The sequence below is a fragment of the Pseudomonas rustica genome (assembly GCF_018336155.1).
GTDB lineage: Bacteria > Pseudomonadota > Gammaproteobacteria > Pseudomonadales > Pseudomonadaceae > Aquipseudomonas > Aquipseudomonas rustica.
Genome location: NZ_JAGYHF010000005.1, coordinates 383,428 through 398,421, shown reverse-complemented (window position 1 = coordinate 398,421; position 14,994 = coordinate 383,428). Strand labels below are relative to the sequence as shown.

The 14,994-nt window shown below is 56.9% G+C and carries 14 protein-coding genes; 6 read left to right on the top strand and 8 right to left on the bottom strand.

What is annotated here, in order from left to right; translation table 11 throughout:
• Positions 1-155 precede the first annotated feature (155 nt).
• The 7 genes from KFS80_RS12050 to amaB form a co-directional block, all read right to left on the bottom strand.
• A complete protein-coding gene (locus tag KFS80_RS12050; RefSeq protein ID WP_053116799.1) occupies positions 156-872 on the bottom strand; it encodes an ABC transporter ATP-binding protein in 717 nt (238 codons plus the stop codon).
• Positions 869-1,741 (bottom strand): ABC transporter ATP-binding protein, encoded by an 873-nt coding sequence (locus KFS80_RS12045; protein WP_053116798.1) that lies wholly within the window; start codon positions 1,739-1,741, stop codon positions 869-871. The genes KFS80_RS12050 and KFS80_RS12045 overlap by 4 nt, the downstream gene beginning before the upstream one ends.
• Positions 1,738-3,039, bottom strand: coding sequence for a high-affinity branched-chain amino acid ABC transporter permease LivM (livM, locus tag KFS80_RS12040; RefSeq protein ID WP_212544914.1), 1,302 nt, complete (start codon positions 3,037-3,039; stop codon positions 1,738-1,740). Before livM ends, KFS80_RS12045 begins: the two co-directional genes overlap by 4 nt.
• A gap of 3 nt (positions 3,040-3,042) precedes the next feature.
• Positions 3,043-3,957: an ABC transporter permease subunit gene (locus KFS80_RS12035; RefSeq protein ID WP_053116796.1), complete on the bottom strand. Its 915-nt coding sequence runs from the start codon at positions 3,955-3,957 to the stop codon at positions 3,043-3,045.
• Between the two features lie 240 nt (positions 3,958-4,197).
• Positions 4,198-5,331 carry an ABC transporter substrate-binding protein gene (locus KFS80_RS12030; protein WP_053116795.1) on the bottom strand — a complete coding sequence of 378 codons (1,134 nt, stop codon included), beginning with the start codon at positions 5,329-5,331 and terminating at the stop codon, positions 4,198-4,200.
• A gap of 368 nt (positions 5,332-5,699) precedes the next feature.
• Positions 5,700-6,983 carry an L-pipecolate oxidase gene (amaA, locus tag KFS80_RS12025; protein WP_053116794.1) on the bottom strand — a complete coding sequence of 428 codons (1,284 nt, stop codon included), beginning with the start codon at positions 6,981-6,983 and terminating at the stop codon, positions 5,700-5,702.
• Positions 6,984-7,130: 147 nt separating this feature from the next.
• The gene (gene amaB / locus KFS80_RS12020) at positions 7,131-8,621 is read right to left on the bottom strand and encodes an L-piperidine-6-carboxylate dehydrogenase (RefSeq protein ID WP_212544913.1); all 1,491 of its coding nucleotides are present in this window, start codon (positions 8,619-8,621) and stop codon (positions 7,131-7,133) included.
• Positions 8,622-8,784: 163 nt separating this feature from the next.
• Here amaB and KFS80_RS12015 point away from each other — a divergent pair, with 163 nt between their 5' ends.
• Positions 8,785-9,684, top strand: a complete 900-nt coding sequence (locus KFS80_RS12015) for a LysR family transcriptional regulator (protein WP_053116792.1) — start codon at positions 8,785-8,787, stop codon at positions 9,682-9,684.
• Between the two features lie 82 nt (positions 9,685-9,766).
• Here KFS80_RS12015 and KFS80_RS12010 read toward each other — a convergent pair whose 3' ends face one another.
• On the bottom strand, positions 9,767-10,576 hold the full coding sequence (locus tag KFS80_RS12010; RefSeq protein ID WP_212544912.1) for a helix-turn-helix domain-containing protein: 810 nt from the start codon (positions 10,574-10,576) through the stop codon (positions 9,767-9,769).
• 173 nt (positions 10,577-10,749) lie between these two features.
• Between KFS80_RS12010 and KFS80_RS12005 the strand changes: the two genes are divergently transcribed.
• From KFS80_RS12005 to nadE, 5 genes are all read left to right on the top strand, one after another.
• Positions 10,750-12,216 (top strand): alanine/glycine:cation symporter family protein, encoded by a 1,467-nt coding sequence (locus tag KFS80_RS12005; RefSeq protein WP_246541808.1) that lies wholly within the window; start codon positions 10,750-10,752, stop codon positions 12,214-12,216.
• A 133-nt stretch (positions 12,217-12,349) separates the two neighbouring features.
• Positions 12,350-12,619, top strand: a complete 270-nt coding sequence (locus KFS80_RS12000) for a hypothetical protein (protein ID WP_159815749.1) — start codon at positions 12,350-12,352, stop codon at positions 12,617-12,619.
• Positions 12,612-12,866 carry a hypothetical protein gene (locus KFS80_RS11995; RefSeq protein ID WP_053116788.1) on the top strand — a complete coding sequence of 85 codons (255 nt, stop codon included), beginning with the start codon at positions 12,612-12,614 and terminating at the stop codon, positions 12,864-12,866. The genes KFS80_RS12000 and KFS80_RS11995 overlap by 8 nt, the downstream gene beginning before the upstream one ends.
• A gap of 49 nt (positions 12,867-12,915) precedes the next feature.
• Entirely contained in the window at positions 12,916-14,139 is a 1,224-nt protein-coding gene (gene pncB / locus KFS80_RS11990; protein ID WP_053116787.1) for a nicotinate phosphoribosyltransferase, read from the top strand.
• Between the two features lie 4 nt (positions 14,140-14,143).
• A complete protein-coding gene (nadE, locus tag KFS80_RS11985; protein WP_212544911.1) occupies positions 14,144-14,971 on the top strand; it encodes an ammonia-dependent NAD(+) synthetase in 828 nt (275 codons plus the stop codon).
• Positions 14,972-14,994: the final 23 nt, after the last annotated feature.

Here is a 14,994-nt window from a genome sequence, read left to right as displayed (position 1 = left end):
TCGTTTTCCCTGTAGGAGCTGCCGCAGGCTGCGATCTTTTGATGTTGTTTTTCAAGATCAAAAGATCGCAGCCTGCGGCAGCTCCTACAGGGAATTGTGGGTAATAAGAAGCCCCGGGACTTGCGTCGCCGGGGCTGTGTATAACGTGCGAAGAATCAGTGCCCGCCCAGATAGGCGTTACGCACCTCCTCATTCACCAGCAACTCTTTGCCGGTACCGGTCAGGCGAATCTCGCCGTTAACCATCACATACGCCCGATCCGACAGCTTCAGCGCATGGTTGGCGTTCTGCTCGACCAGGAAAATCGTCATCCCGGTTTTCGCCAACTCCCGCAGGGTCGCAAAAATCTGCTTCACCACGATCGGCGCGAGGCCCAGGCTCGGTTCATCGAGCAGCAACAATTTCGGCCGGCTCATCAACGCCCGGGCAATCGCGAGCATCTGTTGCTCACCACCGGACATGGTCATCGCCCGCTGCGTCCGCCGCTCTTCCAGTCGCGGGAACAGCGCGAACATGCGCTGCATGTCCTCTTTAGCGTACTTGTCGCCAATCGGGATGGTGCCCATCAACAGGTTTTCCTCGACGGTCATGTCGGGGAACACCCGCCGTCCTTCCGGCGACTGCGCGATGCCATTGGAAGCGATGTAGTGCGAGGACTTCTGGGTGATGTCGACGCCTTGATAAATGATCTGCCCGCCAGCTGCCCTTGGCTGGCCGAAAATCGACATCAACAATGTCGACTTGCCGGCACCGTTAGAGCCGATCAGGCTGACGGTTTCCCCCTCGTTGATCTGCAGCGAAACACCTTTGAGCGCCTGGATCGGTCCGTAGAACACGTCGAGGTTTTTGAGTTCGAGGATCGGTTGCGTCATACCAGTTCCTCTTCGTCAGCGCCGAGATACGCCGCAATCACTTTCGGATCATTTCGAATCGCTTCAGGCCCGCCTTCGGCGATGACGATGCCGTGATCCAGCACCACGATGTGGTCAGAAATACTCATTACCATGCCCATGTCGTGTTCGATCAGCACCACGGTCAGATCGTGCTCGTCGCGCAGCAGCCGGATCATCGCGCTCAGCGCTTCGGTTTCCTGTGGGTTGAGGCCGGCGGCCGGTTCGTCGAGGCAGATGATCTGCGGCCGCGTGCACATGGCCCGGGCAATCTCCAGACGGCGTTGCTGACCGTAGGAAAGTTCACCGGCGAGACGGTTGGCACAGTCAACCAGATCGACCACTTCCAGCCAGTAGAACGCAACATCCAGTGCGTCGCTTTCAGCCTTGCGGTAGCCCTTGGTGTTGAGGATCCCGGCGAGCATGTTGCGGTTGACCCACATGTGTTGGGCCACCAGCAGATTTTCCAGCACCGACATTTCCTTGAACAGACGAATGTTCTGGAATGTCCGCGCCAGCCCCGCACGATTCACCAGGTGCGTGCCACCGAACATCTTGTAGTACATGCGACTGAGGAAGGATTTCGGCGAAACGAAATCCGACGCTTTGAACGACTCGCCCAACAACTGGATGACGTTGGTCTGCTGGCCGCGCACATTGAGTTCGATCTTGCCGCCGGAGGCTTTGTAGAAACCGGTCAGGCAGTTGAACACCGTGGTTTTGCCAGCGCCGTTAGGGCCGATCAAGGCGAAGATCGAGTTGCGTTTGACCTTCAGGCTGACATCGCTCAAGGCCTTGATGCCACCGAAATGCATCATCAGTTTTTCAACAGAGAGTACGACTTCACTCATGGCGCAGTCCTCTCATAGTGAATGGCACCTTTGCGTGGAGTGACCCCGGTACGGCTGATGCGGATCAGCCCGCGTGGTCGCCAGATCATCATCAACACCATCAGGATGCCGAACAGCAGCACGCGATATTCAGCGAAGCCGCGCAGCAGTTCCGGGGCGACGGTGAGTACGAAGGCTGCAATCACTACGCCGATGGTCGAGCCCATGCCGCCGAGGACGACGATGGCCAGGATCAGTGCCGATTCGAAGAAAGTGAACGAGGTCGGGTTAACGAAACCTTGATAGGTGGCGAAAAACACACCGGCCAGACCTGCCGTCGACGCGCCAATGGTGAACGCGGAAAGCTTGACCAGCACGTGGTTGAGGCCCATCGAACGGCAGGCGATTTCGTCTTCACGCAAGGCTTCCCAGGCACGGCCGACCGGCATCTTCACCAAACGGTGTTTGATGTACAGCACAGCCAATACCACGAGGAACAACACCGCGTAGATGAAGTAGTACTTCACGTCCGGGTTGTAGGCGATGCCGAAGAACTCATGGAACGGCACCCCGCCATCCTTCGCCCGTTTGCCGAACTCCAGACCGAAGAACGTCGGCAGTGGCGCCGGCATGCCGTTCGGGCCGCCAGTCAGCGACAACCAGTTGTTAAGGATCAGGCGAATGATTTCACCGAAGCCCAGGGTCACGATCGCCAGATAGTCGCCGTGCAGGCGCAGTACCGGAAAACCGAGGATGCAGCCGGCAAGGCCCGCGGTGATCGCCGCCAGCGGCAGCACCGTCCAGAAGCCCAGACCGAGGTACTGATAACCGAGCGCCAGACCGTAGGCGCCGATGGCATAAAACGCCACGTAACCGAGGTCGAGCAGACCGGCCAGACCGACCACGATGTTCAGCCCCAACCCCAGCAGCACGTAGATCAACCCGAGGATGACCACGCCCAGCAAATAGGAGTTGGAAACAAACGGCACGATGACGGCCAGCACAATCAGCAACGGGATGATCCAGCGCAGGCTCGATTTGTGATCGGCGGGCAGCACATGCACACCGGAACCGGTGCTCTCGAATCCGTCGAGAATCTTCAGGCCCTTGGGCGTTTGCAGGAACAGGCTAATGACAAAGCGGCCAATCATGACAATGCCGATCAGCCACGCCACGCGGGTTGGTTCGAGGTTGAAGCTGTAACCCTCCAGCACAACGCCGACAATCGGGCCAAATACGATCAGGGCAATCAGGCCGGCAAGAATCGCCTCAACCAGACTTTTTTTGATATCGATGGTTTTTTGGGTGGTTGAAGACATCGCTTACACCTTCGACACAAGAGGACGGCCCAACAGGCCCTGCGGCCGGAAGACCAGAACAAGTACGAGCAGCGAGAAGCTGAACACGTCTTTGTAGTCGGAGTTGACCAGGCCGGAGAACAGCGACTCGGAAATCCCGAGAATGATCCCGCCGAGCATCGCACCGGGCAGAGAGCCGATACCGCCGAGCACCGCAGCAGTGAATGCCTTGATGCCGATGATGAAGCCGGCATAGAAGTCGAACGTGCCGTAGTTCATGGTGATCAACACACCGGCCAATGCCGCCATGGCTGCACCGATGATGAACACGTAAGAGATCACGCGGTCGGTGTTGATCCCCAGAATCGAGGCCATTTTGCGGTCTTGCTGAGTAGCACGGCACATGCGCCCGAGCTTGGTGTACTTGATGATGTAGGTCAGTACGCCCATGCCGACGAACGCGGCCACCAGAATGAAGACTTTGGTGTAAGTCAGTTGCACGAAACCGGTGCCGATGTCGACACGCCACGCGCCAGTCAGCAAGGTTGGCACGCCTTGTTGTTTCGCGCCTTGAGCGATCTGTGCGTAGTTTTGCAGAATCAGGGAGATACCGATGGCGCTGATCAGCGGTGCCAGTCGGGTGGAGTTGCGCAGGGGTTTGTAAGCGACTCGCTCAATGACCCAGCCATACACCGCCGTGACGACGATGGTGAAGATCAGTGTGCCGAGCATCAGCAGCGGGAAAGATTCGATACCGAAGTAAGCCAGCAGAGCCAGACTGATTGCCGCCAGGTAAGCAGAAATCATGTAAACCTCGCCGTGGGCGAAGTTGATCATGCCGATGATGCCGTAGACCATTGTGTAGCCGATGGCGATCAGGCCATAGACCGACCCGAGGGTCAGGCCGTTGACCAGTTGCTGCAGGAAAATACCATCCATAACGCAATCTCACGCAGTGAGAACCTGCACGCCTGTGGACGTGCGGCTCTTCTAGGGAAAATACAGATTTACGTCGGAGCAATGTCAGCCACGATCAGCCTATCGCCACCACCTCCTGTGGGAGCGGGCTTGCTCGCGAATGCGGTGTATCAGCTACCGTTGATGGTGACTGACACCCCGCATTCGCGAGCAAGCCCGCTCCCACAGGGGTTTGTGGCGTTCAGCTAATCGCGTCAGCCCTTACTTCTGTTTTTCCAGCTGGTGATATTTGCCGTCCTTGTCCCACTGGTAAACCACGTAGTCGGAGACTTTCAGGTCGCCCTTCGAGTCCCAGGCTTTTTCGCCCATGACGGTTTTCACCGGGTTTTTCTTCAGCCAGGCAGCCGCTTCTTCGCCCTTGTTGGACTTGGCGCCGTTGAACGCTGCGGCCAGGGTTTGTACCGAAGCGTAGGCGTACAGGGTGTAGCCCTCAGGCTCGGTGCCGGCCTTGCGGAACGCGTCTACCACTGCCTTGCTCTCTGGCAGCATGCGTGGGTCGGCACCGAAGGTCATCAGCACACCATCCACGAATTGCGGGCCACCCGCGGTGGTTACCAGTTCATCGGTCACAATGCCGTCATCGGACATGAACTTGACGTCTTTCAGGCCTTGCTCACGCAGTTGACGAACCAGCGGACCGGCTTCCGGGTGCAGACCACCGAAGTAGACGACATCGGCGCCAGCGCCACGGATTTTGGTGACGATGGTGCTGAAGTCTTTTTCGCCACGGGTCAGGCCTTCATACAACACTGGCGTCACGCCACGCTTGACCAGTTGGGCCTTGGTGGCATCCGCCAGGCCTTGGCCGTAGGTGTCTTTGTCGTGCAACACAACGACTTTTTTACCCTTGAGCACGTCGACAATGTAGTCGCCGGCAACGATACCTTGCTGGTCGTCACGCCCGCACATACGGAACATGGCGCTGAGGCCGCGCTCGGTCACTTGCGGGTTGGTGGAACCCGGGGTGATCGCGATTACGCCGGCTTCGTCGTAGATTTCCGAGGCTGGAATGGTGGAAGACGAGCAGAAGTGGCCGACCACGCCAGCGACTTTCTGATTGACCAGATCCTTGGCGACCGTTACCGCTTGTTTCGGTTCGCAGGCGTCATCGCCTTTGACCAGAACGATTTTTTCCCCGTTGACGCCACCTGCCGCGTTGACCGAATCGGCCGCCGCTTGTGCACCCTTCATGTACTGCTCGCCAAATGCCGCGTTGGCGCCCGTCATTGGACCCGCTACACCGATTTTGATATCAGCCTGAGCAAACGCAGAAACACCCAACGCAGTAGCCACTGCGAGGGCCAGAAAGCCTTTCTTGTAAAACGTCTGGGACATGAGGTGGTGCTCCAAGGTTTTTTTTAGTTGGCACTGCGACTTCACTTCACTGAATGCGCAGAGCAAGGGCCGTGCCATCGGTTTTTTATTCTTCAAAAAGTCGCTGCTTTCTTGTTATTTCGACTGTTTCGTTCCCATTTTCATTGGGCGTGCAACCGTCTAAACCGCGGAAGGTGAAACCATTTATTTTTTCAGGCGCAACCCGCATGCGCCATCATTGCAACCGCGGCACCAAACGACGTGCAACCAGCCTGTAACAGCCCGCGTCACCGAACTGCACACTGCTGGTGCGGGACTGCTACAACCCGCACCATTACAGGCTAGTCGCTGCATCGAAAAGCGCCGCTTCCGGCAACATAATTCAACACTCAAATCACGATGCGCAGGCACTGGCCCGCGTGATACAGCGAGAACCCGGCCTCGTACAGGCAACTGCGCAAGCCCACGCCCGCCAAGGGCTGCATCGGTGCAAAGGGAATTGGCAGGGCCTCGGCATTGCCGTTGCACAAGTAATCGGCGAAGGCTTTGCCGACCACCGTGCCAGTGGTGACGCCACGGCCGTTATAGCCCGTGACAGCGACCAGCCCCGGTGCCGGTTCGAACAGACGCATCAGGTGATCGGGCGTAAACGCGATGCGCCCGGTCCAGGTGCATTCCCATTCGACGGGTTTCAATTGCGGGAAGTAATGCTGCTGCACCCGGTCGGCCCAGGCCTTGAGAAACCAGGCCGGTTTTTGATTACCGTTGCCAAGGCTGCCGAGCAATAACCGCCCTTCTTTATCGCGGCGGATGCTGCTCAACACCTGGCGGGTATCCCACGAGCCTTGCCCACCCGGAAGAATCTCCTGCGCAGCGTCTTCGGTCAGCGGCACCGAAGCGACCTGATAGTAATAACCGGGGAAGAAATTGCGTTTGAGTTCCGTCCAGTCGCCCTCGGTGTAGGCGTTGGAGGCGATGACCACTTGTTCGGCGAGCACCGAACCGTGCTCTGTTTGCACCGACCATTTCGCGCCCTGACGCTCGAGTCGAGTGACCGGTGAATGGTCGAACATCTGCCCGCCGAGGCCGAGCACCGCGTTCGCCAGCCCGGTGACATAAGCCATCGGATTGAGCGTGCCGGCGCGACGATCGAGCAACGCGGCGGCGATTTTTTGCGTCCCGGTGGCCTGTTCACAGGCCTTGCCGGTGAGTAGCTCGACCGGTGCGCCGCGACGTTTCCATTGTTGCTCGCGACTGCGTAGATCGGCCTCGCCCTTGGCGTTATGCGCCATGTGCAGCGTGCCTTCGCGGCGCAACTGGCAATCGATGTTGTACTTGTCCACAAGGCTGAACACCAGCGCGGGCGCGGCCCCGAGCATGCGATTGAGCTGACTGCCGACCGCTTCGCCGAAACCGGCTTCGATCTCGTCCGGTGGAATCCACATGCCGGCGTTGACCAATCCGACGTTGCGCCCGGAACCGCCGTGGCCAGCGCGATGCGCTTCCAGCACGCAGACGCTTTTGCCCTGTTCCAACAGATGCAGCGCCGCCGACAACCCGGTAAACCCGGCGCCGATCACGCAGACATCGACTTTGACTTCACCCTTGAGCGCCGTGTTATCCGGCCTTTGCGGCGTGAGTTTTTCCCACAGACATTCTTCGCGTAACGGCATTGCCAGACTCCAACAGAAACCTAACCAAATGCGCTTGTGGGGCCGCCAAAAGATCGCAGCCTTCGGCAGCTCCTACAAAACCGCAGCCTGGCGCCACCTATGTAGGAGCTGCCGAAGGCTGCGATCTTTTCAGCTTTTCCTCCATCCTCAGTCGAACGTAATGCCCTGCGCCAGCGGCAACTCCAGCGAGTAGTTCACGGTGTTGGTCTGGCGGCGCATGTACCCGCGCCAGGCATCCGAACCCGATTCACGACCACCACCGGTTTCTTTCTCACCACCAAACGCACCACCAATCTCCGCACCGCTCGGGCCGATGTTGACGTTGGCGATCCCGCAATCACTGCCCACCGCCGACATGAATTGCTCAGCCTCACGCACATCAGTGGTGAAGATGCACGACGACAACCCTTGCGGCACCGCGTTGTTCAGGCGCAGTGCTTCCTGGAAATCTTTGTAACCAACCACGTACAGAATCGGCGCGAAGGTTTCGCTGCACACCACATCGCTCTGCTCCGGCATTTCAACAATCGCCGGCGACACGTAGTAAGCATTCGGGAACTGATCTTCCAATTGGCGCTTGCCGCCAAACACCCGACCGCCCTCGCTCAATGCCTGCTCCAGCGCGTCCTGCATGTTTTCGAAACTGTGCTTGTCGATCAGCGGGCCGACCAGATTGCCTTCCAGCGGATGGCCGATGCGCACCTTCGAGTACGCGGCTTTCAGGCGGGTGACGATTTCTTCTTTGACCGATTCATGGGCGATCAAGCGACGCAGCGTGGTGCAGCGCTGGCCTGCGGTACCGACGGCGCTGAACAGAATCGCGCGCACCGCCATGTCGAGATCGGCGCTTGGGCCGAGGATCATCGCGTTGTTGCCGCCCAACTCCAGAATGCTGCGGGCAAAACGAGCGGCGACTTTCGGCGCCACTTCGCGGCCCATGCGCGTGCTGCCGGTGGCGCTGATCAGGGCGACACGCGGGTCATCGACCAACGCTTCGCCGGCATCGCGACCACCGATGATCACTTGGCAAAGATTCGCCGGTGCATCGGTAAAATTCTTCACCACACGGTCGAACAGCGCTTGGCAGGCCAGTGCGGTCAGCGGGGTTTTCTCCGACGGCTTCCACACCACCGGGTTGCCGCAGACCAGCGCCAGCGTGGTGTTCCACGCCCACACCGCCACCGGGAAGTTGAACGCGCTGATCACACCGACCACGCCCAGCGGATGCCAGGTTTCACGCATGTGGTGGCCCGGACGCTCGGAAGCGATGGTCAAACCGTACAACTGACGGGACAGGCCGACGGCGAAATCGCAGATGTCGATCATCTCCTGCACTTCGCCCAAACCTTCCTGAGTGATCTTGCCCGCCTCCCACGAAACCAGTTCGCCCAGATCAGCCTTGTATTCACGCAACACCTCGCCGAATTGACGCACCAGTTCGCCGCGACGCGGGGCCGGAATCTTGCGCCATTGCTCGAACGCATGATCTGCGCGACTGATGTGCTGCTCGACTTCGGCCGGGCCTTCCCAGTTCACGGCAGCAATGCGGCTGCCGTCGATCGGCGAGTGCACCGGCACTTTGCCGTTCTGATAAAGGGCCGGGTTCACATCAAGACGATCAAGCAATGCGGCAACCATGGGTCACTCCTCAAGCAAAAAACTGAATGTGTGCGGTCGCCATTTCACGACCGGGCAGGCCATTAGTTGTAGCTTCACAATGGCGAGGCAACAAACGACCTTTACGCGAGATATCATTCCGTTTATTCATGCTGAGCATAGAAAGACAAGAAAAGGATCGGCCATGCTGAACAAACGCCACTTGCCCTCGATCACCGCCCTGCAATGCTTCGAGGCCGTGACCCGGCACCTGAGCTTCACCCGCGCCGCCGAGGAACTGAACCTGACCCAGAGTGCGGTGAGCAAGCAGGTCGCGCAGCTTGAGGAATTGTTACAACACTTGTTGTTCCTCCGCGTGCGCCGACGTTTGCAGATGACCCCGGCCGGGGATTTGTACTTGGTGGAAGTACGAAAAATCCTCACGCAGGTGGAGATGTCGACCCATTACCTGCGTTCCTACGGCGGCGAGACCGAAGTCCTACGCGTATCGACCCCGTCGACCTTCGGCGCGCGTTGGCTGGTGCCACGCCTGAAAGGCTGGCGTTTGCGCCATCCGTCAATTCATCTGGATTTGTGCAACGAGCAAGAGGCCGATGATTTACTGCAAGGGCGCAGTGATCTGGCTTTCTATTACGGTCAAGGCTCGCGACCGGGGACTGAATGCCTGAAGTTGTTCAGTGAAGAATTGGTGCCGGTGTGCGCTCCGAGCAGCCTGCCGGATACGCCGTTCACTGATCCGACGCAACTCACCGATCTGGTCTTGCTGCAAAATGCCTCACGCCCACAGGCGTGGCACGACTGGTTCGACAGTCAGGGCTACCAGACCGAACACAGCTATCACGGGCCACGTTTTGAAACCTTTTATATGTGCATTCGCGCCGCACAGGTGGGTTGTGGCGTGGCGCTGTTGCCAAGGTTTCTGGTCGAAGAGGAATTGGCCGACGGCAAACTGGTCATTCCCTGGCAGCATGCGATGCCGAGCACTGACGCGTACTATCTGGCGTACCCGGAGCACGCGGCGGAAGTCCCCAAAGTGCGGGATTTCGTCAAATGGATGCTCGAACAGATCGACAATCCGCTGTAGGAGCTGCCGAAGGCTGCGATCTTTTGATCTTCAAAACCAACATCAAAAGATCGCAGCCTGCGGCAGCTCCCACGAAAATTTGTCATACGATCACAAACAGGCCATCCACAACCTGAGCCTGGGCGAGACGCGCACGCAGATCGGCATCAATGGCGCAATCATCAGGGTTGTACAACCGGACACGACGATAGGCTGCGGCCCGATCAATTTCCTGCCCCAAATATTCCCAGACCACCCTTGAACAGGAAGGCGCGCGATGATCAGCAGCCGAAACGCCAAGCTTCAATCCATTTAACCGTGTAATGCAGCTTTTGAAACTTGGGATGAGAATAGTTTGACTGATTTCGTTTGAAGTCAGCGATTCATAATCTACGAAAAAAAGGCGATCTCGCAGGTAATAAGCAACACCTTTATATCGATATCGTTCAAACCCACCTTCTACCCCAGACATCTGTAACTGCTCATTACGTTCATACACTATGTCATCGCCTTCTTCCCGCACATGCACAAGTGAACACAGAATGGAACCCGGCTCAGTCATCGCATGGTAGTACTCGTGGTAATACCCCGTGTGAGCCTTCAGTTCTGGTGAGGATTGTTTGCGCAGGTGTTTCAAAACTCTTTGTGAGACTGTTTCTTCATCGAAGAGCCTGGCTTTGCTGGTTTTTACGCCAATCAATGCAATGAACTGCTCGCTTGGCAGGCGCATTTCAAACTCTTCCACACCAAAAAAATCGCAAATCCGCTTGAGGTTAAAAGGTGCGGGCATACTATTCCCACAAAGATACTTATTAAATTGCCCACGATTAATACGAACCTTCCTACAGACCTCTGCGACAGATCTGTAGTGACTACACAGAAACCTCAAGTTTGCGGAAAAAAATTCACACATAAATCACTCAGCAAGAAACCCAGGAGAACTCACCTTAGCAGCAACCAGCATCACATTTGAGCAACTTGCGAAATTGCATCGGATGAAATATGGCTGGATATTACGACTCCTGAAAGGCTTCAGGACTGACGACACCAATAATTCGCCAGCACTTACAAAGCAAGGAGCGTGGAATGCTAGACATCATCAACGACTTTCTCTCAGGCAAGGTATTAATACCTTTAGTGCTTGGCCTGGGAAGCTACTTCACTGTCCGATCCGGATTTGTTCAGTTGAGGTATTTCCCCCATATGTTTGGCGTATTACTCGGCAGTTGGCGCGGCAACAGCCATCACTTGAGTTCATTTCAGGCGCTTATGCTCAGCCTTGCCGGGCGAGTCGGCACGGGAAATATCGTCGGTGTCGGGATCGCGGTAAGCATGGGCGGGCCCGGCGCAGTGTTCTGGATGTGGATGACTGCTCTTCTGGGTATGTCGAGCAGTTTCTTCGAATGTACGCTGGGACAACTCTATAAGCGTAGCGATGGCAAAGGCCTCTACCGAGGGGGCCCGTCCTGGTACATCCAGCACGGTCTGGACAAGCGCTGGCTCGGCATGATCGCAGCCGTACTATTGCTGGTGACTTTTGGGTTTGCGATCAACGGCCTCGAATCGCATGCGGTATCGCATTCACTAAAAGATGCGTTTGGCGTGGCGCCGATCTGGTCAGGGCTCGGACTTGCGCTGTTGCTGGGGGTCGTTTTCATTGGCGGGATAAAGCGCATAGCGGCAGTTGCTGACCTTCTGGTACCTATTAAAGTTCTCGCCTACATCAGCGTGACGGCCTACGTAATCGTTCTACAGTTCGATCAAGTTCCGGCAATGCTCATGACCATTATCAACAGCGCGTTCGGGCTGGATCCGGCCTTTGGCGGGCTGGTGGGCAGCGCAATCATCAAGGGGGTGAGACGCGGAGTGTTCTCCAACGAGGCAGGACTGGGAAGCGCTCCCAATGTCGCATCAGTAGCGAAGATCGGCCACCCGGTTGCACAAGGCGTCGTACAAGCCCTGAGTGTCTTCATCGATACATTCATAATCTGCACCTGTACCGCGCTACTGATTTTGCTATCGGGTTTCTACACACCAGGATTTGAAGGTGACGGGATTGCGCTGGCACAAAATTCGCTCGCCGCCGTCGTTGGGGAATGGGGACGGATGTTTATCAGCGTCGTGCTTGCGCTCTTCGTATTCACGGCGATGCTTTACAACTATTACCTGGGAGAAAACAGCTTGCGGTTCATTTTGGGTGAGCCTCGAAAGACGCTGCTCTTGTACCGTGCGCTGGTATTGATATTAGTGTACTGGGGCTCCGTCGAAGACCTGTCCACTGTTCTGGCTTTTGCAGACATCACCATGACACTGCTCGCGCTTGTCAACCCGGTAGCAATGTTCTTGCTCTTCAACATCAGCATGCGTGTTGTGCGCGACTACGACGAACAACGCCGTGCCGGAATCAAGAAGCCCATTTTCGACTCAAGTAAATTCCCGGATCTGGATATCGATCTTTTGGCCTGGCCGCCGGGATATAGCTGCCCAGACATAAATACTCATAGCGAGAACGTTATTTCTTCGAGCACCAGTAAACAGACTGCCAAACGTTAAACAGAACAGGCAAAGTCATTAAATCAATTAATGGCTTTGCAGCTACTACATCAAAACCACCTAAAAATAAAATCTCAAGAACCCTGCTTTCTTCGAGCCGTCACGCCCAGAACAAACAGAAGGAGTTTTTCCTATGAATCGCTTTTACCCCCTCAAAGCAAATGCAACTGATACGCCGACATACTTCATAGACTCACATGCCACACCCAATCAGTTATTTGAAGATGCCTGTTTCAGAATCCGCGCTTCCGCAAGTCTTTTGGAGGCTTTCACATTAGTCACCCTCAAGGGCACCAACGATTCTGATTTTTATAAACTAATACTTCCAGCGTACGTGCTACTTCAGGACGGCGTCGACACACTGGAACAGATCACCTTCAAAGGAGGCGTCATTCATGTATAAAATCGTAACCCAAGAAATGCTCAGAGCTGCTTTGGTTAAAGCAGTTGAAATCAATCTGATACCTAAACACTCCCTGCTGGCCGATTATTTAAAAAGCGGGGCACAACTCGAACAAGTCATTCAAGCTGCACTTGAGGCGCAACCGAAAATAGCTAAATTTTGTGGACTGAGATGCATGGCCTCAGAGGATCTTTCACCCGAGAGCAAAAAAGCGCTGGCAATCCCCACCACTGATATGCGCCACTAGCGCCATTGATTTTTACCGCGCCACAGCGCGGCGCACCTGGAGACCGTTTATGAGCGAGAGTGTGTTTGCCGATCGCATCGTGCAGAACCTGCTCGACACCGACTTCTACAAACTGACGATGATGCAGGCGGTGCTGCACAACTACCCCAACGTTGAAGTCGAATGGGAATTCCGTTGCCGCAACAGCGAGGATCTGCGCCCGTACCTGGCCGAGATCCGCTATCAGATCGAGCGCCTGGCCGAACTGAGCCTGAGCGCCGATCAACTGAATTTCCTTGAGCGTATCTCTTTCCTGAAACCGGATTTTCTGCGATTCCTCGGTCTGTTCCGCTTCAACCTGCGCTACGTGCACACCGGCATCGAGAACGGCGAGCTGTTCATCCGCCTGCGCGGGCCGTGGCTGCATGTGATCCTCTACGAAGTGCCGCTGCTGGCGATCGTCAGCGAAGTGCGCAACCGCTATCGCTACCGCGAAACCGTGCTCGAACAGGCCCGCGAGCAGCTCTACCGCAAATTCGATTGGCTGACCGCCAACGCCTCGGCCGACGAATTGTCGCAACTGCAAGTAGCCGATTTCGGCACCCGTCGCCGGTTTTCTTACCGTGTGCAGGAAGAAGTGGTGAACGTGCTCAAGCACGATTTCCCCGGGCGTTTCGTCGGCACCAGCAACGTGCATCTTTCGCGTGAACTGGACATGAAACCGCTGGGCACCATGGCTCACGAATGGATCATGGCCCACCAGCAACTCGGCCCACGGTTGATCGACAGCCAGATCGCCGCGCTCGACTGTTGGGTGCGTGAGTACCGGGGTTTGCTGGGGATCGCCCTCACCGACTGCATTACCACCGATGCGTTTCTCGGCGATTTCGATCTGTTCTTCGCCAAGCTGTTCGACGGTTTACGCCACGACTCCGGGGATCCGGTGGTGTGGGGCGAAAAATGCATCGCGCATTACCACAAGCTCGGCATCGACCCGATGAGCAAGACGCTGGTGTTCTCCGACAGCCTGACCCTGCCCAAGTCGCTGGAGATCTTCCGCGCGCTGCACGGCCGGATCAACGTCAGCTTCGGCATTGGCACTAACCTCACCTGTGACATTCCGGGTGTCGAACCGATGAGCATCGTGCTTAAAATGACTGCCTGCAACGGCCAACCGGTGGCGAAGATCTCCGACGAGCCAGGCAAGTCTCACTGCAAAGACCCGAATTTCGTCGCCTACTTGCGACACGTGTTCCAGGTTCCTGCCGATTCCAGTTCATCTAGCAAGGAGTGAATTCATGCAAGCCGTACAGCGTGAGATTGCTGAACAGCTCAAAGTGCAACCGCCGTTCGCTGACTACAAAGCCCTGCAGGCCGAAGTCGCCCGGCGCATCGCCTTTATTCAGGATTGTCTGGTCAATTCCGGGCTCAAGACGCTGGTGCTCGGCATCAGCGGCGGCGTCGATTCGCTGACCGCAGGCCTGTTGGCCCAGCGCGCGATGCGTGAGCTGCGCGACCAGACCGGCGATAACAGCTACAAATTCATCGCCGTGCGCCTGCCGTACGAAACTCAGTTCGACGAGCATGACGCCCAGGCCTCGGTGGATTTCATCGCCCCGGACGAACGCCACACCGTCAACATCGGCCCGGCCGTGAAGTCGCTGGCCAGCGAAGTCGCCGCGTTCGAAGGCAAACACGCAGTATCGGTGGACTTCGTGCTCGGCAACACCAAGGCGCGGATGCGCATGGTCGCTCAATACACCATCGCCGGCGCAGCGCACGGCCTGGTGATCGGCACTGACCACGCGGCGGAAGCGGTGATGGGCTTCTTCACCAAATTCGGCGACGGCGCTTGCGATCTGGCACCGCTGAGCGGTCTGGTGAAAAATCAGGTGCGCGCGATTGCCCGCAGCTTCGGCGCGCCGGAATCGCTGGTCGAGAAAGTCCCAACGGCGGATCTTGAAGATTTGTCGCCGGGCAAACCGGACGAAGCGTCGCATGGCGTGACGTATGCCGAGATTGATGCGTTCCTGCACGGCGAGCCGGTGCGCGAGGAAGCCATCAAAATCATCGTCGACACCTACAACAAAACCCATCACAAACGTGTGATGCCATTCGCCCCATAAGTCGCGGCGGAGCCTGTAGGAGC

What these genes read in the sequence shown, in the direction of transcription:
- KFS80_RS12050 (WP_053116799.1), bottom strand. Translation starts at nt 872, where the DNA reads ATGACGCAACCGATCCTCGAACTCAAAAACCTCGACGTGTTCTACGGA.
- KFS80_RS12045 (WP_053116798.1), bottom strand. Translation starts at nt 1,741, where the DNA reads ATGAGTGAAGTCGTACTCTCTGTTGAAAAACTGATGATGCATTTCGGT.
- livM (WP_212544914.1), bottom strand. Translation starts at nt 3,039, where the DNA reads ATGTCTTCAACCACCCAAAAAACCATCGATATCAAAAAAAGTCTGGTT.
- KFS80_RS12035 (WP_053116796.1), bottom strand. Translation starts at nt 3,957, where the DNA reads ATGGATGGTATTTTCCTGCAGCAACTGGTCAACGGCCTGACCCTCGGG.
- KFS80_RS12030 (WP_053116795.1), bottom strand. Translation starts at nt 5,331, where the DNA reads ATGTCCCAGACGTTTTACAAGAAAGGCTTTCTGGCCCTCGCAGTGGCT.
- amaA (WP_053116794.1), bottom strand. Translation starts at nt 6,983, where the DNA reads ATGCCGTTACGCGAAGAATGTCTGTGGGAAAAACTCACGCCGCAAAGG.
- amaB (WP_212544913.1), bottom strand. Translation starts at nt 8,621, where the DNA reads ATGGTTGCCGCATTGCTTGATCGTCTTGATGTGAACCCGGCCCTTTAT.
- KFS80_RS12015 (WP_053116792.1), top strand. Translation starts at nt 8,785, where the DNA reads ATGCTGAACAAACGCCACTTGCCCTCGATCACCGCCCTGCAATGCTTC.
- KFS80_RS12010 (WP_212544912.1), bottom strand. Translation starts at nt 10,576, where the DNA reads ATGTGTGAATTTTTTTCCGCAAACTTGAGGTTTCTGTGTAGTCACTAC.
- KFS80_RS12005 (WP_246541808.1), top strand. Translation starts at nt 10,750, where the DNA reads ATGCTAGACATCATCAACGACTTTCTCTCAGGCAAGGTATTAATACCT.
- KFS80_RS12000 (WP_159815749.1), top strand. Translation starts at nt 12,350, where the DNA reads ATGAATCGCTTTTACCCCCTCAAAGCAAATGCAACTGATACGCCGACA.
- KFS80_RS11995 (WP_053116788.1), top strand. Translation starts at nt 12,612, where the DNA reads ATGTATAAAATCGTAACCCAAGAAATGCTCAGAGCTGCTTTGGTTAAA.
- pncB (WP_053116787.1), top strand. Translation starts at nt 12,916, where the DNA reads ATGAGCGAGAGTGTGTTTGCCGATCGCATCGTGCAGAACCTGCTCGAC.
- nadE (WP_212544911.1), top strand. Translation starts at nt 14,144, where the DNA reads ATGCAAGCCGTACAGCGTGAGATTGCTGAACAGCTCAAAGTGCAACCG.